23 protein-coding genes are annotated in these 19,047 nt (G+C 37.9%); 15 read left to right on the forward strand and 8 right to left on the reverse strand.

Annotated elements, in window-relative coordinates; genetic code table 11:
* Nucleotides 1-136 precede the first annotated feature (136 nt).
* A complete protein-coding gene (locus ACWM35_RS18420) occupies nucleotides 137-955 on the reverse strand; it encodes a mechanosensitive ion channel family protein (protein ID WP_454820310.1) in 819 nt (272 codons plus the stop codon).
* Nucleotides 956-1,406: 451 nt separating this feature from the next.
* Between ACWM35_RS18420 and ACWM35_RS18425 the strand changes: the two genes are divergently transcribed.
* The 7 genes from ACWM35_RS18425 to ACWM35_RS18455 all read left to right on the forward strand — a co-directional run bounded on the left by ACWM35_RS18425 (nucleotide 1,407) and on the right by ACWM35_RS18455 (nucleotide 7,547).
* On the forward strand, nucleotides 1,407-1,967 hold the full coding sequence (locus ACWM35_RS18425; RefSeq protein WP_454820311.1) for a hypothetical protein: 561 nt from the start codon (nucleotides 1,407-1,409) through the stop codon (nucleotides 1,965-1,967).
* Nucleotides 1,968-2,019: 52 nt separating this feature from the next.
* Nucleotides 2,020-4,173: a sensor histidine kinase gene (locus tag ACWM35_RS18430; protein WP_454820312.1), complete on the forward strand. Its 2,154-nt coding sequence runs from the start codon at nucleotides 2,020-2,022 to the stop codon at nucleotides 4,171-4,173.
* A 10-nt stretch (nucleotides 4,174-4,183) separates the two neighbouring features.
* Nucleotides 4,184-4,828 carry a response regulator transcription factor gene (locus ACWM35_RS18435; protein WP_454820313.1) on the forward strand — a complete coding sequence of 215 codons (645 nt, stop codon included), beginning with the start codon at nucleotides 4,184-4,186 and terminating at the stop codon, nucleotides 4,826-4,828.
* Between the two features lie 160 nt (nucleotides 4,829-4,988).
* Nucleotides 4,989-5,441 (forward strand): MarR family winged helix-turn-helix transcriptional regulator, encoded by a 453-nt coding sequence (locus tag ACWM35_RS18440; RefSeq protein WP_454820314.1) that lies wholly within the window; start codon nucleotides 4,989-4,991, stop codon nucleotides 5,439-5,441.
* A 27-nt stretch (nucleotides 5,442-5,468) separates the two neighbouring features.
* The gene (locus ACWM35_RS18445) at nucleotides 5,469-5,987 is read left to right on the forward strand and encodes a GNAT family N-acetyltransferase (protein WP_454820315.1); all 519 of its coding nucleotides are present in this window, start codon (nucleotides 5,469-5,471) and stop codon (nucleotides 5,985-5,987) included.
* Between the two features lie 21 nt (nucleotides 5,988-6,008).
* On the forward strand, nucleotides 6,009-6,641 hold the full coding sequence (locus tag ACWM35_RS18450) for an FMN-binding negative transcriptional regulator (protein ID WP_454820316.1): 633 nt from the start codon (nucleotides 6,009-6,011) through the stop codon (nucleotides 6,639-6,641).
* 330 nt (nucleotides 6,642-6,971) lie between these two features.
* Nucleotides 6,972-7,547, forward strand: coding sequence for a hypothetical protein (locus tag ACWM35_RS18455; protein WP_454820374.1), 576 nt, complete (start codon nucleotides 6,972-6,974; stop codon nucleotides 7,545-7,547).
* A 185-nt stretch (nucleotides 7,548-7,732) separates the two neighbouring features.
* On the opposite strand, the gene ACWM35_RS18460 is transcribed toward ACWM35_RS18455, so the two are convergent.
* Entirely contained in the window at nucleotides 7,733-8,983 is a 1,251-nt protein-coding gene (locus tag ACWM35_RS18460; RefSeq protein WP_454820317.1) for an erythromycin esterase family protein, read from the reverse strand.
* A 272-nt stretch (nucleotides 8,984-9,255) separates the two neighbouring features.
* Between ACWM35_RS18460 and ACWM35_RS18465 the strand changes: the two genes are divergently transcribed.
* The 7 genes from ACWM35_RS18465 (at nucleotide 9,256) to ACWM35_RS18495 (ending at nucleotide 14,561) form a co-directional block, all read left to right on the forward strand.
* Nucleotides 9,256-9,531: an ArsR/SmtB family transcription factor gene (locus ACWM35_RS18465; protein WP_454820375.1), complete on the forward strand. Its 276-nt coding sequence runs from the start codon at nucleotides 9,256-9,258 to the stop codon at nucleotides 9,529-9,531.
* A gap of 95 nt (nucleotides 9,532-9,626) precedes the next feature.
* Nucleotides 9,627-10,010, forward strand: coding sequence for a VOC family protein (locus ACWM35_RS18470; protein WP_454820318.1), 384 nt, complete (start codon nucleotides 9,627-9,629; stop codon nucleotides 10,008-10,010).
* A 144-nt stretch (nucleotides 10,011-10,154) separates the two neighbouring features.
* Complete coding sequence (locus ACWM35_RS18475; protein WP_454820319.1) at nucleotides 10,155-10,586, forward strand: MarR family winged helix-turn-helix transcriptional regulator; 432 nt, start codon at nucleotides 10,155-10,157, stop codon at nucleotides 10,584-10,586.
* 222 nt (nucleotides 10,587-10,808) lie between these two features.
* Entirely contained in the window at nucleotides 10,809-11,747 is a 939-nt protein-coding gene (locus ACWM35_RS18480) for a ring-cleaving dioxygenase (RefSeq protein WP_454820320.1), read from the forward strand.
* A gap of 19 nt (nucleotides 11,748-11,766) precedes the next feature.
* Nucleotides 11,767-12,375 carry a flavin reductase family protein gene (locus tag ACWM35_RS18485; protein ID WP_454820321.1) on the forward strand — a complete coding sequence of 203 codons (609 nt, stop codon included), beginning with the start codon at nucleotides 11,767-11,769 and terminating at the stop codon, nucleotides 12,373-12,375.
* A 147-nt stretch (nucleotides 12,376-12,522) separates the two neighbouring features.
* Nucleotides 12,523-13,539: a DUF3231 family protein gene (locus ACWM35_RS18490; protein ID WP_454820322.1), complete on the forward strand. Its 1,017-nt coding sequence runs from the start codon at nucleotides 12,523-12,525 to the stop codon at nucleotides 13,537-13,539.
* 152 nt (nucleotides 13,540-13,691) lie between these two features.
* Entirely contained in the window at nucleotides 13,692-14,561 is an 870-nt protein-coding gene (locus ACWM35_RS18495) for an AraC family transcriptional regulator (protein ID WP_454820323.1), read from the forward strand.
* Nucleotides 14,562-14,735: 174 nt separating this feature from the next.
* Here ACWM35_RS18495 and ACWM35_RS18500 read toward each other — a convergent pair whose 3' ends face one another.
* Nucleotides 14,736-15,608, reverse strand: a complete 873-nt coding sequence (locus tag ACWM35_RS18500) for a YitT family protein (protein WP_454820324.1) — start codon at nucleotides 15,606-15,608, stop codon at nucleotides 14,736-14,738.
* Nucleotides 15,609-15,833: 225 nt separating this feature from the next.
* Complete coding sequence (locus tag ACWM35_RS18505; protein ID WP_454820325.1) at nucleotides 15,834-16,025, reverse strand: hypothetical protein; 192 nt, start codon at nucleotides 16,023-16,025, stop codon at nucleotides 15,834-15,836.
* 392 nt (nucleotides 16,026-16,417) lie between these two features.
* On the opposite strand from ACWM35_RS18505, the gene ACWM35_RS18510 reads away from it, so the two are divergent.
* A complete protein-coding gene (locus ACWM35_RS18510; RefSeq protein ID WP_454820326.1) occupies nucleotides 16,418-17,077 on the forward strand; it encodes an HAD family hydrolase in 660 nt (219 codons plus the stop codon).
* Between the two features lie 15 nt (nucleotides 17,078-17,092).
* Here the strand turns inward: ACWM35_RS18510 and ACWM35_RS18515 are convergent, their stop codons facing one another.
* From ACWM35_RS18515 to ACWM35_RS18530, 4 genes are all read right to left on the reverse strand, one after another.
* Nucleotides 17,093-17,380 carry a hypothetical protein gene (locus ACWM35_RS18515; protein WP_454820327.1) on the reverse strand — a complete coding sequence of 96 codons (288 nt, stop codon included), beginning with the start codon at nucleotides 17,378-17,380 and terminating at the stop codon, nucleotides 17,093-17,095.
* Nucleotides 17,381-17,445: 65 nt separating this feature from the next.
* The gene (locus ACWM35_RS18520) at nucleotides 17,446-18,237 is read right to left on the reverse strand and encodes a DUF817 domain-containing protein (protein WP_454820328.1); all 792 of its coding nucleotides are present in this window, start codon (nucleotides 18,235-18,237) and stop codon (nucleotides 17,446-17,448) included.
* A 27-nt stretch (nucleotides 18,238-18,264) separates the two neighbouring features.
* Nucleotides 18,265-18,486, reverse strand: a complete 222-nt coding sequence (locus ACWM35_RS18525) for a helix-turn-helix domain-containing protein (protein WP_454820329.1) — start codon at nucleotides 18,484-18,486, stop codon at nucleotides 18,265-18,267.
* A gap of 10 nt (nucleotides 18,487-18,496) precedes the next feature.
* Nucleotides 18,497-18,973 carry a DUF2975 domain-containing protein gene (locus ACWM35_RS18530; RefSeq protein WP_454820330.1) on the reverse strand — a complete coding sequence of 159 codons (477 nt, stop codon included), beginning with the start codon at nucleotides 18,971-18,973 and terminating at the stop codon, nucleotides 18,497-18,499.
* Nucleotides 18,974-19,047: the final 74 nt, after the last annotated feature.

The raw sequence follows: 19,047 nt of genomic DNA on the forward strand, positions 1-19,047 counted from the left end.
TATAGCAAATATATGGGCTACTTTGATGGCATTTACTTCAGAGAAATGAAAGATACTGTTTGAAATAATTACTCGTATTATTAAAATGTATGACAAAAAGAGGCTGTCACGAATGACAACCTCTTTTTTATGATGATTAAACGTTTGTGGTGAGACTCTCTGCCATCTTCAATTCGTATTTGTAGGCAGCCAACGCTAGTTCATACCTCATCTTTTTACCAGCTTCCACGAAATCTTCTTCCTTTACTAGACCTGATAAGGAATATCTGTGCCCCATAAAATCCACGTTCAGTTCTGTGATTTGGTTGAATTTGAAACTCTCCACGGGCAGGCCGTCCTCATCCTTCAACAGGTATTCCCAATATTTCTCGTTACATGTTTGTGCCACTTCCTCCATCACTTTAAAAGCATCGTCCGGATTTTGCTTAAAGTTGAGAACAAGGCTTTCATTCACCCGGCGTCTTCCCCGGGTGCCATTCTGAAGTTCCGTGATGTTGCTATAGGAGACGGTATAGAGGTATCCGTCATATTGGCGGATCTTCAGGTGACGCATGCTGATTTCCTCAATTTTCCCCTGACGGTTTCCGTTGATGATCACATAATCCCCGTGATGGATTTGGCGCTCAAACAAGTAAGTCAGCCCCATAATGTAATCACGGATAATATGCTGGAAGATCACTGCCAACGCACCAGCCACCACCACCGATCCAGTGACAAACTTAGCCAGATCGAAGAAATGGCTAGCAATATAAATAAGGAAGGAAACCAGACCCAATACTTTTGTCACCTGGTTAGCAAAATGCATCAACGTTTCTTCACGTTTTTCATCCAAGAAGCTTGTTTTGTCAAAGAAAAGCTTGATGGATTTACGGATCAGATAAACCGTAAGTATAATCAGCAGTGCCACCGCTAAAATTTTTACGGGCAACTTCTGGAACAATTCTAAGAAAAACATCTTATCAGCCTCCATTTTTCTACTATATCAAAGGAAGTAGGATAAGGAAATAATCCACAGTTATTCCATTGATATCAATAGGTGACGAAGTGATATGTTATTTAGACTACGGTCTTTTCTTCCCAAACAACTTCCTAAAAAAAGGAACAGTTATCCTCTATCTGTTGGGAATACCCTCCTTGCTATGATAAATGTGTAAACAACATTTAGCTGATGGAAACAGCAAAAACCAAGGAGGAGTTTTTTATGGAAATATCGAATAAAAAAAGTTGGAGAAATTATGTATTTCCTTTTTTCGCCGTTTTATTTGCACTTGGAAGCCTTGTCGCTTTACAAAGTGTGGATGAAGGGTTAATTCCATGGTTCCACGATCGATATCTGGAAGAAGAGTGGTTCCAGCCATCGATGCTTTGGCATTATGGGGCACATGGGGTATTAGTGGGGATTTTATTTGGCGGAAGTTTCGAGGAAAGCAGAAGTAAAGCCCCTTGCCATGCAATTTTACACCGTTGGCCATATTATTTTTATTGTAGTTGGGCTGATTACGTACGATCAAATGTTAACTATGCCATTTGTATTGATTATGTTTTCAGTGGTAAATCTTATTTTAATTCTTACCTATATTCGGCCAAAACAACTATTTATGCTTCATAAAGCAGAAACCATAAATAAGCCATTGCTTTACCTTACAATTGCAGCAACACTCATCCTGCTTCCACAAATTTGGCATGGTTTATCTCAGCAATGGAATCAAGTAGGCGGGGAATTCCGTTGGGGTGAAATGGCCGTGATGTATGTCGTCTTACTGATGGCCGGATATGGAGCTGCACTCGGAAAAGGGGGAGCGAAAGTCTTAAATTTATTGGCAAGCTTATCTTATCTTTATCTGGCAATCCTATCCTTCTCCATCCCAGACCTTCCAGGTAGCTGGGGCTATGTTGGCGGTGTATTATCACTATTGATGAGCGGCAGCCTTGTTTACTTTGGCTTAATAAAAAAAGTAGAGAATTAGATTGATAATAAAGTATCCGTTTCATAAATAAGATAGGAAAGGGGAGGTGGCGATGACAATTAACACTCAATTGGAGGGGAATAGTAAACATCTGCTAACCCCTCGTTTCCTTGTTTATAAATATAGTATTTTATCAATCTGTTTGATTACCATATGTTTGTTCGTCCTGAGTATTCCTCCTCTCTTTGATACGATTCAAACGAAATGCATTGAAGAGCGTTGTCAGGAGGTAGGTGCCGTTCCCCCTGGAATTACACAATTAGAAGCGATTGGCTGGAACAATACCACGTATGCAGCCTTTTACACGGGAATATATAGTTTGTTTGCATTGGTTTTTATCGGAGCAGCAATTCTATTATGGATCAAAAAGCCGAATAATCGTATGAGCTTGTTTGCCATTCTGACACTTTGTACCTTTGGGGTTTCTTTCCCAGCAACAACAAGTGTTCTCGAAGGAAAGCATGTGGTATTGGATTTGTTCATTAACATAAGCTATGTGGCAAGTGTAATTGGCATTGTCATGTTCTTTTTTCTTTTTCCAAATGGCAGGTTTGTTCCGAAATGGTCTGGTTGGATTGTTGCGGTGTTAGTGATTAGTAGATGCATAGAGTTTATGATCCCATCCTTAGGTTGGTCCCTGAATGATAGCATTTGGACGATTGGGTTATGGCTATTGGTTTGGTTGATTACCCAGCTTATCTCGCAAATTTATCGCTTTCGTAACATATCCAGTCCTGCAGAACGCCAACAGACCAAATGGGTGGTATATGGATTTGGGGTAATGGCGATTGGGTTCCTATCCATTGGTGTAATCCCCATTTTCATAGACGAACGCTATATTACGGAAGGTGGACCGATCAAATTTGCTTTCATGAATTTAGGAATTCATGCCGTTTTTATGCTGCTGCCAATCACCATCACGATTGCTATTTTACGAAATCGATTATGGGATATAGACCTCATATTAAAAAAGACTTTTATTTATGGTGTTTTATCTTTATTTATTGTCACACTATATATCTTAGTCGTATGGTACTTAGGACTCTTTTTCCGGCAGCAAGGAAGTCTTCTATTATCCCTCATTGCAACGGCGATTGTGGCTGTATCTTTTGGGCCGATAAAAGAAAAGCTTCAAAAGATGGCTAACCGATCATTATTTGGAGAAATAGAAAGTCCCTATAGGGCACTAGAACAATTAGTTAAACATTACGAACAAACATTCGAATCAAATGAAGTCATGAAAATGCTTGCTCAAACAATAAAAGATTCAATGCGGCTGCCTTTTGTATCCATTACGGTTCATCATCAAAATGGCGAAGTTTTTACAACGGAAACCGGAGTAGAGCAAGGCGAGAAGCGAACATATCCTGTTAACTATAAGAGTGAAGAGTTAGCTGAATTAGTCATTTCGCCTAGGTATGCACAAGAAATCTTCTCCAAGGCGGATCAAAATCTTCTTCAGCTTCTAATCCGTCAAGCAGCTGTTATTATCAAAAGCTTGAAGCATGATCTAGAAGTACGATTGCTGAATGAGCGTTTGCAAGAATCACGTGAACGACTCGTCATAGCAAGAGAGGAAGAAAGGCGCAGATTACGGCGAAACCTCCATGACGATTTAGCGCCAAGACTCGCGGCCCTTGCCCTGAATGCAGGGACGGCGGAAGACTTGATTAAGGAGAATCCTGAAAAAGCGGAGGAAATGATTGCAGATGTAAGAAATGTCATACGTAAATCCGTTTCTGATATCCGGCGTTTGGTTCATGATCTTCGACCACCAGCATTAGACGAGCTTGGGATAGTAGGGGCCATTAAGGAACGGATTAATGATTTCAAACCAAGGAATATCGCACATGAACATAGAATCAAGTTTGAGTTTACTTCTGATGAGCTGCCGAACTTGCCGGCTGCAGTCGAAGTCGCTGCCTTTCGAATTGTTACTGAGGCACTCGTGAATGTTGTGAAACATTCCCAAGGGACGAAGTGCCAAATCAGTTTATATAAGAATATACCAAAACAAACACTTGAACTAGTGATAACAGATAATGGCATAGGGATACCCCTTTCTTCTGACCTTTTAAAAAAGGGAATTAGCTTACATTCCATGAAGGAACGAGCCCATGAACTAGGAGGAGAATGGAGAATCGAAAGAATAGAGAATGGGACACGGGTATGTGCCTCATTACCAATGGCGGATTATGGAGGATAGATGGTGAGAGATGAAAAACTTAAGGATATTAATTGTCGATGATCACCCGTTGTTCAGTCACGGTGTCAAAACATTACTTGAAAGCAAACAAGGTTTTGAGGTAGTAGGCTTGGCGACAAATGGGGAAGAAGCAGTTGAACTTGCGAAAATACTTCAACCGGATGTGGTGTTAATGGACATCCGAATGCCAGGACTAAATGGGATTGAGGCTACTCGTCAGATTACGAGTTTATCACAGAACATAAAAGTTTTAATCGTCACCATGTTTGAAGACGATGCTTCTGTCTTTACGGCGATGAGAGTAGGTGCCAGGGGATATATTTTAAAGGATGCCGATCGTGAGGAAATCTTAAGAGCGATTCGAGCAGTTGGGGAAGGAGAAGCGATTTTTAGCCCTGAAATCGCCTCAAGACTGATTGAGTATTTTTCAACCGCTAAACCCGCAACAAGTGTCGAAGCCTTTCCCGAGTTGTCTGCCAGAGAGCGTGAAGTATTGTATATGATTGCGGATGGGGCCAATAATGCGACGATTGCCGAGAGTTTAAACTTAAGTAAAAAGACCGTAGCAAATTATATAACCGTGATCATGAATAAGCTACAGGTTCAGGATCGCGAGGAAGCGATTCGATTGGCTAGAGAGGCGAGGAGGTTGTAATGGTTTCATACAACGCTCCTGCCTCTTTTTTTACTCAGAAATATAGTTCCTATAAATAAATAGAAACTGAACCTCTTTTTCGTAAAATTTTATTGCAAATACAACAAAAATAGATTAAATTTATGTTATACAAAAGTACAACAAATATAAGGAGTAAATGATGAAGGAAATTCTTCGTGAAATTGGTATGATTGCCAGGGCGTTAGATTCAATAAGCAATATTGAATTCAAGGAATATGAACTTACAAAAGGACAGTATTTGTACCTTGTGCGCATCTGTGAAAACCCAGGGATTATTCAGGAAAAGTTAGCTGAGATGATAAAAGTTGACCGCACAACTGCAGCACGGGCAATTAAAAAACTCGAAATGAATGGCTTTATTGAAAAGAAAGACGATCAACAGAACAGAAAAATAAAGAAGCTCTTTCCAACTGTGAAAGGGGAAAAGGTTTATCCTTTTATCAAAAGAGAGAATGATTATTCCAATAACGTTGCATTAAAGGGATTTTCCGAAAAAGAAGGGGAAACCATCTTCAATCTCCTTCAAAGAGTTAGAAAAAATGTAGAAAAAGACTGGGAATACGTAAAAAAGGGAAACAAGAGAAATTATTAATTATTTTAAAGGAGAGGCATTCATATAATGACGATAAAAATAAAAAATTGTACCCGAGAAGAAGTTCACAAACTTCAAGAAATTAGTTATGAAACTTTTAATGAAACATTTAAGGATCAGAATTCACCTGAAAATATGAATGCTTATTTGGAAAGGGCATTTAACTTAATACAATTAGAAAAAGAATTATCCAATGTTTGTTCTCATTTCTTTTTTGTATATGTTAATGATGAAGTGGCTGGTTATTTAAAGGTCAATATGGATGATGCTCAGTCAGAGGAAATGGGTGATGAATCACTTGAGATCGAGAGGATTTATATAAAGAATACATTTCAAAAACATGGGCTTGGTAAATATCTGTTAAATGCAGCGATTGAAATGGCGATGGAGCAGAGAAAAGAAAGTATTTGGCTTGGCGTATGGGAAAAAAATGAAAATGCGATTGCATTCTATAAGAAGATGGGGTTTGTTCAAACGGGAGCCCACTCTTTTTATATGGGCGATGAAGAACAAACGGATTTAATCATGGTCAAAATACTTAAATAACTTTTTTGAAGGTGGTTTTTTATGTATATTCCAAAAATGTTTAAGGTCACGAACATGGATGAAATTTGGGATTTCGTTCAAGCAAACTCCTTTGGCACGATGATTACAACAGAGCAAGGGAAACCAATTGCCACTCACTTGCCATTAGGGGTAAGTAAAAAAGGGGATAACTACTATATTACAGGGCATATCGCTTATGGAAATCCTCAGTGGAAAACATTTGAAACCTGTGAAGATGTACTCGTTATGTTTCAGGGACCGCATGCCTATGTTTCCTCTTCCTGGTATTCTCACGAAAATGTTCCGACTTGGAATTATCAGGCTGTCCATATGTATGGAAAAGCCAGTACTTTAGAGAAAGATGAGTTAGTAGAGGGATTAACAGAAATGTTGGAAAAATATGAACAAAATCGTGAAAATCCTGTTTTATGGGATAAACTGTCTCCTAATCTATTGGAAACTCAACTAAAGGCAATTGTTGGATTTAAAATTAAAGTGGAGGAAATTCAGGCCGCCTATAAATTAAGTCAGAATCGAAATGAATCGGATTACCATAACATTATTGATAAATTGAAAAATGAAGAAGATCCAAATTCGAACAAGATGGCAAAAGTGATGGAAAACAGGATAAAAAGTATTGAAGGAAATTCCTAATATCTTGTTAATGTCTTTTCAAGATTGGTATTTTCTAATGACTGGCTGCAAATGTAAATGCAGCTTTTTTGTTTCATTATCATTTGGTAATTATTAATTTATATCTGGTAATTAATGAAACAATTACTTGAATAATTCGTATTAAAATAAAACAGTTAGTATAGGCGTTCGTTTTTAGGAATTGATCATCGGAGCAGCAAGAATACGAATACAAAAGATAAACAATAATGAATCAGCCGCAAATCTTTAATTTACAAAGAATAATATACATATAAGGAAGTGTAATAGTTGAAAAAGTTATATATTTTTGTTTTGTTAACCGTAATTTTGATGATTCTGGGAGCTTGTTCTAATTCTACAAGTGAAAGTGTTCAGAAATCAAAAAGCACCCAGGTTACAAATGAAGAGGAAGTTAATCTAAATGAAAGTAATTCCACCTCAGGAGATTCCGCTGATATAAAGTCGGATAATACCTCATCAGAAAATGGTATTTTAACTGAAGGTGTTAAGGAAGATAAAGAAATACTTTCTCAATATTCTAGTGAACAAATTGAATACGCTCGAGTTTGGTTGCAGCTTGGACCAAATCAAGAGTTAGATGAACTGAATGTTCGACAAATCCCCGCTGGTACACCAATTAATCCAGATGATGACACCAGTGCTAATTATCCAGAGGATGTCATCCAGTTAGCAGGTTCTCGATTAGTAGATGGATCTGTAACCTATAGTGGTAACGGGGATGGTACGATTAATGTATACAACGTTCCTTTACGTTGGGATGGCAGTTATCCTGCAGGGGAAAAATTCTACATAGAAATTATTGAAAATAAGAAACAAGTGTACGTTGATACAGGTAATGATAAAAAAATCATTGAGCTAATCAAATTGCTCAAAGAACATTCTTAAGATACCGGTGTGAAAACAGATACATCCCATGCTTTGAACTTTCAGATTTTAAAATTAAAAAATAAAAGAAAATAATCAAAGCTTTCTTACGTGGTTTGACCATTTGAGAAAGAAATCAGGAGATTCCTTCCTCAAATGTTCCAACTCTTCATAATAACCGACATAAATTGAATAGCGAATAAATATCACAAAGGCTTCAATGCCTTTGTTCTGTCTATATGGATGAACGCATCGTAACGTTCAGATGGGCGGGTGGGGACGTAGTTGCCGAATTTCTCATAGAAGGGATGGTAAACTACACCGATGGCACGATGACCGATTTCTCCGTTAAAAATATTTTTATTTTCTTTTGTAAACATTACATATTGGTTACATTCTCTTGCGGAATGAAGCGCTTCTTCCCAGCTGCCTGCTGCTCCTGGAGGAACTGGCATTACCTCGTGTTTCACTCCCCATTTCTCTGCAGCAATCACGGTGCCTTGGTACGTTCCAAAACCCACACTGTAGATTTGATCTTCTCCATATCGTTCACGCGTCAGTTGCCCGACATTTACCATTCCTTCCCTTGCCATATCGGTAGCCCGTGCGTCACCAATATGGGTGTTATGCTCCCACACAATTCCTTTTGCGTCCGGACCATAAAAATCCCCAATATTATCAAGGGCCTCCACCATATGGCTGTCCCGGATATTCCACGATTCAGTGTCGTTGGTGACCATGGTGTGGTAATAGTACTCAGCGTTTTTGGCGACTATGGCGTTAATTTTCATGTTAAGGGCAGATTCAGGATCATTCTGGTCGATTTTTCTTTTATCTTTTATCATAAGCAAAAGGTCCATGACTTCCTTCATACAATTTTCACCATAAAAAGCCGCAGAAATCCCGTATTGTTCCGGCTTAGGGTGAAAGGGCTCAAAGCAGGCAATGGCCTCTAGAGCTTTTTGCAAATCAGGCGAATTGATTTTTTTTAAATGGTCGACAATGGCCTCCATCGATTCCCATAAGCTATAGACATCGAGTCCGTAGAAGCCGATTTTCTTATCAGTTTGAGTTTGGTTATATACATATAGCCATTCAATTAAATCGATCATTTCTTCATTGGCCCACATCCAGCTTGGCCACCTGTGAAAGGAGCTCTTTAAAACCTCTTCTGCACTTGAATACTCCGGTGCCATCCCTTTAATATATCGGTTTACCTCATAGCATGCAGGCCAGTCTCCCTCTATAGCAACAAAAGAAGACTGATGATTTTTAATCAATTGCTTTGTGATTTCCCGGCGGATAGTATAAAATTCACTGGTTCCATGGCTTGCTTCGCCAAGGAGTACAAATTTTGCCTTGCTAGCCTCTTTGACCAAGGGAGCAAGCTCGGCTGCAGTTGAAAATGGGACAGCGTATTGTTTGATTTGGTCGATTAATACTTCCATTCTGATCATGTTCTTCACCTCAATACTAGTATGAACTGAGGATAGACCTAACATTTATCGTAACTAATAAATCACTATTTAGGTGAAGTTCACTTGTAAAGAATAAAGAATGACTTTTAAGAGACATGAAAAAAATTCTTAAAACGAATGAGATGGTAGATTGAAGTTATTTTAGCTAATAAGTAGCTTCGAATATATCTGCATGATGCGGTTTCTTAATCATGCAATCATAGAGTTGCTTATGGTTGACATGCAACCACATAGTTGCTTATAATGTAATTATGAATTGGGACAAAGACGCTATATTCAAAGCACTTGGGGACTCGACTCGGAGGATTATTTTAGATGAATTATCCGATCGGAATGAGCAAACGTTATATGAACTTACGGTACGGCTTATTACCAAGCATGAACTTTCTATTTCGCGACAGGCGATCGCTAAACATCTTTCAGCATTGGAAGATGCAGGGCTCGTAACATCAAAACGAAATGGAAAATATCGAGTACTGATATTCAATAACGAACCACTTAAAAATTTGCTGAAAGGATGGATTTAGTAAAATAATTTCTGAGAATGTATGGTTTTTTCTGTTTAATGCCAGATTGTTAACAGAGTGCCATACCTCTCAACCTATCAAAGGAGGCAATAACGTTGAAAATCATTGTTACCAGTATTTTCGTTGAAGACCAAGATAAGGCACTAGAATTTTATTCAGAAGCACTGGGATTTATAAAAAAGCATGACGTACCCACAGGGGAATATAGGTGGATAACGTTGGTTTCTCCCGAGGATGAAAAGGGTACCGAGCTTTTACTTGAACCTAATAACCATCCAGCCGCAAAAGACTATCAAACAAAATTGTTTGCTGAAGGCATCCCAGTAACCATGTTTGGGGTAGCAGATATTCAGGCAGAGTACAATCGATTAATAGAAAAAGGCGTTAAGTTTACGATGGTACCGACAAAAATGGGAGAATTAACAATCGCTGTCTTCGACGACACATGCGGTAACCTTATTCAGATCATGCAAAACTAACTTCGGACTAAGCTCCCTACATGAAAAAAATCTTCCTAGGCGGAAGATTTTTTTTCTTTAATGAAGAATATTGACAAAAGAATGAATAACATTTAATATTATCTCATATTCAAGATAAATAAATTCGAGATAAATAAAAGGAGGGTGAAGGAATTGGAGAGAAAATGCAAGAAATTCCCCTTTCTAATGTTAATGCAAACATCTAAAGCAATTCATGAGAGAATAAAGGAAGAAATGACAAAAAACAAGTTAAATATAACAGAGTTTTCAGTTCTAGAGGTACTATATCAAAAAGGAAAACAAACGATTCAACAAATAGGAAATCGTATATTAATCTCAAGTGGTTCTATGACCTATGTAATAGATAAGTTAGAACAAAAAGGTTTATTAAGACGAAATGACTGTCCCGACGATCGCCGAGTCATTCATGTTACCTTAACCAATACGGGAAATGAATTAATGAATCAAATTATGCCACCGTATGATGTAATGATTGATCATATATTTGATTCATTAAATTCTGATGAGGCAGAGACACTAGTGAGACTTTTGCAAAAAATAAGGATGAACGTTTAAACATTTATTTTTTTGTATATATCTCGAGTTCGAGATAAAAAGTCTTGCTCAATATGTGTAATGAAAGACAAATTAAGGAAGAGCAAATGGGCAATATAAGGTATAACGAAATGATTATAATTGGCAAAGAAAAAGTAGCAAGTAGAAGACAAAGTGGCTAATGTAATCCCATTAACAAGTTTGTAACTGTAATTTAAATGTCATTTAAAAGGGGAGTTCAAAGTGAGTAAAAAAACATTAGGGATCCATCATATTACAGCAATTGTCGGTCATCCACAGGAGAATGTAGATTTTTACGCAGGAGTTTTGGGTTTGCGATTAGTCAAGCAAACAGTTAATTTCGATGCTCCAGGTACTTATCATCATTATTTTGGTAATGATGGTGGAAAACCAGGAACCATTATCACCTTCTTCCCATGGGCTGGGGCTCGTCAGGGAATCATTGGTGACGGGCAAGTAGGAGTCACGTCTTATGTTGTTCCAAAAGGGGCTATGGTATTTTGGAAAAACAGATTAGAAAAGTTCAATATCCCCTTTACAAGCATGGAACGGTTTGGAGAGCCATATTTAGCATTTGATGATCCACATGGTCTTCACTTGGAAATAGTAGAAAGAGAGGAAGGCGAAATCAATACGTGGACTTTCGGAGAGGTAACACCAGAAGTGGCGATTAAAGGTTTTGGCGGAGCCACTCTATTCTCTAGCCAGCCAAATAAAACGGCTGACTTATTAGAAAAAGTCATGGGTCTTGAATTAGTGGGGAAAGAAGGAGATTTCGCTCGCTATCGTTCTACTGCTGATATTGGCAATATCATCGATTTAAAATTAACTTCAATTGGACGAGGACAAATGGGCGTTGGTACCGTTCACCACATTGCTTGGCGGGCGATTGATGATCAAGATCAGTTGGATTGGCAAAAATTCGTGTCAACCAAAGGATATGGAGTTACTTCTGTACGGGATAGAAACTACTTTAATGCTATTTACTTCAGAGAACATGGAGAAATATTGTTTGAAATTGCAACGGATCCTCCAGGATTCGCACATGATGAATCACAAGAAACAATGGGTGAAAACTTGATGTTACCAACACAGTATGAACCTCATCGAGCACAAATCGAAAGATCTTTGATACCATTTGAAGTAAGAAAACTAGACTAATTTTAAAGGGATGATTTCGATGCTTTCAATTGATCCTGTCTCATTGTCTGAAAGAGATAATTATAAATTTCTAATAGGGAGCATTATCCCTAGACCCATTGCTTTTGTCACAACGATTTCAAAAGATGGCGTAATAAATGGTGCACCATTTAGCTATTTTAATATCGTGTCATCCAAGCCCCCGATGATTTCATTATCTATACAACGGTCATCAGGTAGACAAAAGGATACAGCGAGAAACATCATAGAATCTAAAGAATTTGTCGTTCATATTGTTGATGAACAAAATGTTGATAAGATAAATAAGACAGCTGCAAACCTTCCACCTGAGGAAAGTGAGCTTGAGTTAGCGAAATTAACTCCAGTAAAGAGCATGAAGATTTCGGTTCCAGGTATCAAGGAAGCGAAGATTCGAATGGAATGTTCGTTGGAGCATTCCTTAGAATTAGGCGGGACAGATATGACCGGCTGTGATTTTATCATTGGAAAAGTGGTTCAATTTCATATTGAAGAAAGTATTTATGAAAATGGAAGAATCGATCCTAATGGTTTGGCTGCTGTAAGTCGGTTAGCCGGTAACAATTACGCAAAAATTGGTGAGATTTTTGAAATCGAAAGACCTCAATAATGCATGACCTGCTATGGATCGGTAGTCATAAACTTGAAGTTTAATACTTGATTCATATTTGCAAGGTGAGGAATCAAGGTAATGATACATACTATAGGTAATTACTGGGGAAGGTATTTTTTAGAATAACTTTTTTGGGGGTTACTTATGGATGATAGAGAAGTACAGATTAGGTTTACAGCCGGTGAAATTGGTCAACTTTGGTTTCAATACTTAAATGATAGCTCAAGCATATGTGTTCTGACGTACTTTTTAGAAAAAGCTGAGGATACTGAAATTAAGCGTATCATTGAATTTGCATTAGAATTGTCAAACTCACATATCCAAAAGATTTCAGCCATCCTAACTGAGGAAAAACATGTAATTCCAAATGGTTTTAGTATTAAAGACGATGTGGATTTAAACGCTCCTAGACTTTATTCTGACAGTTTTGCACTGAATTTTTTAAACCAAATGTCTAAGGTTGGCCTTACAACTTATGCAGCCAGTGTTGGAACATCTGTAAGAAGTGATATTAAATCCTATTACATGGATTGCCTCACAGAAACGATGCAATTATATGATAAATCTACAGAATTATTATTATCTAAAGGTATGTATATCAGGTCTCCGAGTTTGCCAAATTTAGAGAAGGTTGAATTTGTAAAAAAACAATGGTTTATGTTAGACGTGTTCGGAGAGAAAAGACCATTAGTTGCTGCCGAAGTCGATAATTTATTTGCGAATATGCAAAGAAATGCCTTGGGGGTTGCAGCACTTACTGGATTTAGTCAAGTGGCGAAGGATAAGGATGTAAAGCAATTCTTCTTAAAGGGCTTAGAAATTGGGAATAAACATATAAGGTTATTTAGAGGGAAGCTAGAGGAAAGTAAACTTCCAGCACCTATGGGATGGGATTCCGAAATAACAAATAGTACTGCCCATACCTTTTCAGATAAACTGATGATGTTCTTTACCAGTGGATTGATTTCTTTGAGCGTAGGCTATTACGGTACAGCTGTTAGTCAAAGTCCTAGAGGAGATCTTAGTGCTATGTATAACAGGCTATCTTTAGAAGTCCAAATGTACTCTGAAGATGGAGCTAATATCATGATTAAAAATAAATGGTTGGAACAACCTCCTATGGCATCCGATCGGGATGAATTAATAAGGAAAAAGAGTTAATGATACATCATATTTTAAGTCCTTCTGCTGTTAACAGAATGGACTTTTTTATTATATTCTTGTTCAAGAACTGTTCCGATATATTCCGTATATAAAATATCGAGTAAATGATACATAGTAACGATAAGATGTAGTTGTAAGGAGGGAAATGAATGTTACAGGAATTCAATCATTTAATGGATTACATTGAAACACATTTGACGGAAGAAATCTCTGGGAGTGATATATCAAAAATTGTGGGACTATCTGATTATCATTTTAAAAGAATGTTTTCCTATATGGCTGGAATGTCATTGAATGAGTATATCAAAAATAGGAGATTGTCCGTAGCGAATGTTGAATTAATAAACGGAGCCAAAGTGACAGAGATCGCCTATAAATATGGTTATCAATCCATTGAAGGATTTTCAAGAGCGTTTCGTGAATGGAGTGGTTTTTTACCTTCCGAAGTTACCAAAAACAAAATTCAAAAAACATTTCCCAAGTTTTCATTCTATATCGATATTAAAGGAGGAATATCAATGGAATTCAAAATTGAAATGAAAGAGAAGTTTCATATAGTCGGAGTATCAAAAAGAGTGCCGATTCAATTTGAAGGTGTAAATCATGCCATCTTAGAACTAGCCCAGTCCATCACCGAACAACAAAGAAAAGAAATGCATCAATTAGCAGATTTATATCCTCAGCAAGTGTTGAATGTCTCTTATGATTTCGAAGATGGTTTCTTGGAAGAAAAGGGCCACTTAACGCATATGATTGGATTTGCTACTACAAAAGAAAATCCCTTCGATGATTTAGAGCAAATTACGGTTGAAGAAAGCACATGGGCGATTTTCCCTAATCAAGGACCATTTCCAGCTACGTTTCAAGAAACTCACGCAAAAATTTATTCGGAATGGCTGCCTTCATCTGATTATGAAATAGTAGATTTACCTGGAATTTCGTTCACACAGCACAATGGACCATCCGACAATAAATATAGTGAAATTTGGATGCCTGTAAAGAAAAAAGTTAGCAGATGAACTTAAATGATATGACAGAAATGGTTGGTTGTTCATAACTGAGTTTATTAAAATGTTATATTTACGATGACTAAATTAACATATTTATCGCAAATGAATGGCGTATTGTATCAAAAAAGAAATAAGAAAAAGAGTTACCGTTTATGGTAACTCTTATTCCGGTTTTGATGCTAGTTAATGAATATTATGTTTTCTAAAATTACCGCCCTTTACTTCTGCTACGTCATACACTGTAACAAAGGCACCCTCATCAATTTCATTAATAATTTCCTTAAGCTTGGTTTCTTCTAAGCGGTTGATTACACAAGTAACTTCTTTAAATTTCTCCTTGGAATAACCCCCGTAAGCATCTTTATAGGTTGCACTTCGACCTAAACGGTCCCGTATAGTTTCTACCAACAATTCAGGCTGAGTTGATATAATATGAAAGGTTTTAGAGCCGCTTAAACCTTCTTCGACAATATGAATCACTTTAGATGCTATGTAGTATGCAATGGCCGAAAGGAAAGCCCCTTGTAAGCCGAATACAGTTGAAACAATAATAAACACAAATATATTTAAGAATAGAATAAGATCACTCGTTCCAAAGGGTAACTTTCGAGAAAGTAGTACCGCAAGCATATCAATTCCATCAAGAGCACCACCATTACGAAGTGCTAATCCCATTCCAAAACCAAGAATAATTCCTCCGACAACCGTTATCAATAGGGTATCACCCTCAATAATTGCTGGGGTGTGGTGCATAACAACAGTACCAACGGCAAGTGAGGCAATTCCGATGATCGATAAAAAAGCAAAGCTTTTTCCAATTTGTTTATATCCTAACCAGATAAACGGGATGTTAAGAGCGGAGATAAGAACTCCTAAAGGTATACCAAAAAGTTGTGAACCAACAATACTGATGCCCGTTACTCCACCATCTGATACACTGTTTGGAATTAATACGGTTTCTAATCCATATGCGGCTATAAACCCCCCAATAATGACCATTAGTGCCCGAAGAATCTTTTTCAATTTTAATCGCTTATGTTTTTCATTTGATTTCATACGTTCCCTCGCTTTAAATTTTTTGTCGTATTTTATTTTACCATAAGATTTTCCAATCATTATTCTATTTACACTATACGGAGCTTGAAATGAAGAATAGATAGGGACGATTGTTATAAAAATTCATTGAAAAAAAAGTACACTAGCCTATATTTTGAATTTGTACAAACTTCATTACCTATTGTGCATAATCTATTAGGGACTTTATCTAAAGGCAGGTGATTTTTATGCGTTTTGGTCAGTCCTGGTCGCAATGGCACCATCAGCATCCTCATGGTAATTGGCAACAGTGGCAACAGCATCAGCAGCACCCACAATTCCCACACGGCTCTGGTCAGCAATGGCATCAGCAACATCCTCATGGTAATTGGCAACAGTGGCAGCAACAGCACCAACAGCACCATCCACATCTGCCATTCATTCCTTGGCAGCAATGGCATCAGCAACATCCACACGGAACCTGGCAGCAGTGGCATCAAATGTATCAAGGGAGATAATGAAAGCATGGAATAGGGGGGAATACTCTAAAAAACATTTGCTGATTATCTTTTTAAAATAGACATATTTCTTCTAAACTTCAAAATTAGGGATTTTATCTGATCGACATGGGTAAGAAATTTCAGATAGTAGACAAAAGGTATCCATATGAGTAAAGGATGCCTTCTGTCATTTTTATCATCAATAATATTGTTAGCATTCTCTGTGTTTTTTAATGACGACGTCTAACTGTCGTTTTTTTGTTTTGGAAATAAATGTGATATATTCATAGTAGTAAACAAGCAGGATTATTAAAACGGAAGGTTGGTACGATGAAGGTTGCCATTTTTGATTTTGATCGAACATTATTTCCAGAAGAGACATTTCCATTATTAATGAGTCATTTGAAGAACCACCCGATCCACTTTCAGAAGTATCGACACTTCTTTATAAGGATTTTGCCTATCTACCTGGCGTACAAATGTAAACTTTACCCCGAACAAAAAATGAAAGAATACTCGATGTGGTGTTATATTGCGTCATTTGGAACTTCTACCAAAACAGAAATGGAGCAGTTTTTTTCACAAATTGGCGAGATGATGAGTGAAAACCTTAGTGATCAGGTGCTTGCCAGACTGGAACAACATCAGAGTGATGGCTATTATACGATGCTGGTCTCCGGGGCCTACGAGCCACTTTTAAACTCCGTCACCAAAAAAGTGAACTTTGATTGTATAATTGGAAGCAGGATTCCATATGAGGAGGATAAACTGCAGAAGAACGCTCAGATTAACTACATTTATGGGGAACGAAAAATGGAATCTATTAATGCCCATCTATCCAACACCCAAATAGATTGGAAAAATAGCTATGCCTATGGTGATAGTTTCACGGATTTAAATGTCCTGGAATTAGTAGGAAATCCTGTGGCGGTTAATCCAGAACCACGTCTATTAGAAGTGGCGAATCTTAAGAAATGGGAAATTATCTAGATTATTAAAAGTACTTTAGCTAGGAGGTACCGCAGGTGGTGTGGGGTCTTTTTGATTTTTCATTATCATTTGTCGGATCATGCCCATGAATTCCCAACTAGGGTACAGTTTACCATCATAGGCGACCATTTTCGATGGTCCAACGAATTTTGGTCGCCAACAGCCTTTATTGGTAACCGCTTTCGATGATCCAACCGAGTTTTGGTCACCAACAGCCTTTATAGGCGACCGTTTTGGATGTTCCAAGGTAGTCTCGGTCACCAATAAACCTTCATAGACAATCAAATCCATTTTTTCCAACAACATTGCGTGCTCCCACAAATAAAAAGAATTCCTAGGAACAATTTTCCTTAGGAATTCACTGATTTTTAAATAGAAAGTTTCGTATCTGTCCCAGCGGTGCCTTTCCCCTTAACTAGCTTTAACGTCGCGACGATCAGGAAGCTCACAATCACCAATAAGAGCCACGAGCTCACCTTTCCGAGATGGACGAGACTCCAGGCTTCGGTTTGATTTGGGTATTGCCAAGCTCCGAAGAATGTTGCGATATTTTCGGCGATCCAGATAAAAAATCCAATCAGCACAAAAGAAAGGGCGAGCGGCATCCGATATCGTACTCCGCCAACCTCGTAGTAGACCCAAGATTTCCAAAAGACGATCAGGACAAGCCCTGATAACCACCAACGAATGTCAATCCAAAAATGATGGGTGAAAAAATTCAAATATATCGCAGCGGCAAGAGGGACAACGACCCAAAACGGCGGCCACTTCACCAGTTCCACATCAAGCCTTCTCCACGCCTGGCACAGATAACTCGCAACACTTGCGTACATGAATCCGCTATACAAAGGGACTCCTAAAAATTTGAAATATCCTTCCTCAGGATAAGACCAGGATCCCATATGGGTTTTGAAAACTTCAAGTGCTAGGCCAATTAAGTGGAACAAGGTGATAACCTTAAGTTCATCCCGTGTTTCGAGCCCTGAACGCACCATCCACCACTGCATCAGTAAGCAAATGATCAGTAGCCAGTCATAGCGTGGGAGGAACGGGAGTGGCAAGATCTTCGTAATAGCCAAAGAGGCAAAAATAACGACAGGGAACAAACAGGATAGCGCCTGCTCCCAACCAAAACGAACTAATTGTTTTACTGCTCTCATGACATGTGTCTCCACACAATATCAATACTATACATTAGCATTATCATCACTTCGGTATTCTAAGATATCCCCAGGCTGACATTCTAAAGCCTTACAAATCGCCTCTAATGTCGCAAATCGAATCGCTTTTGCCTTTCCATTTTTCAAGATAGAAAGGTTGGCCATTGTGATTCCGACCTTCTCCGATAATTCCGTTACGCTCATTTTCCGTTTCGCCAGCATTACATCAATATTGATTATTATCGCCATTATTTTCACCTCAGACCGTTAAATCGTTTTCTGATTTTATATCAATTGCTTCTTGTAAAAGCCTTTGAAGCACAGCAGCAAAGACGGAGATGACCATGGCAGCAAAGATAGGCACCATTCCGATTAGGATCAGACCAGGAGCATCGTCTAGATCTGCTACGAGAAAGACAAATGGTAGTATTACCACATACAAACCACTGATTGTTATCGCACAGATTTTAATATTTTTCAAAGCTTTAACGGACAATTCGGAGAAAGCCTGGTTCTTGTCGATATAGCTTAAAAGTTTAAAAGCCTGATACAAGGCAAGGATAAATGGTATCACCGATCCATACATACCTACGACAATTGGGTATAGCATATGTGCATAATCTGGATTTGCTGGATTTTTTACTAACCAAAACACTCCAAAAACACACAATGCAAGTACTGGAGTTCCTATTTGAAAAACAGCCATTTTTAAAAAGAGCGTTGAACCTCGTTTCATATAAAGCACCTCTCATATTTATTTTCATTTTGATTTTAACAGGTTATTTATCGTTTTACAATAAATAATTATTA

It is taken from the genome of Neobacillus sp. K501 (assembly GCF_053749995.1).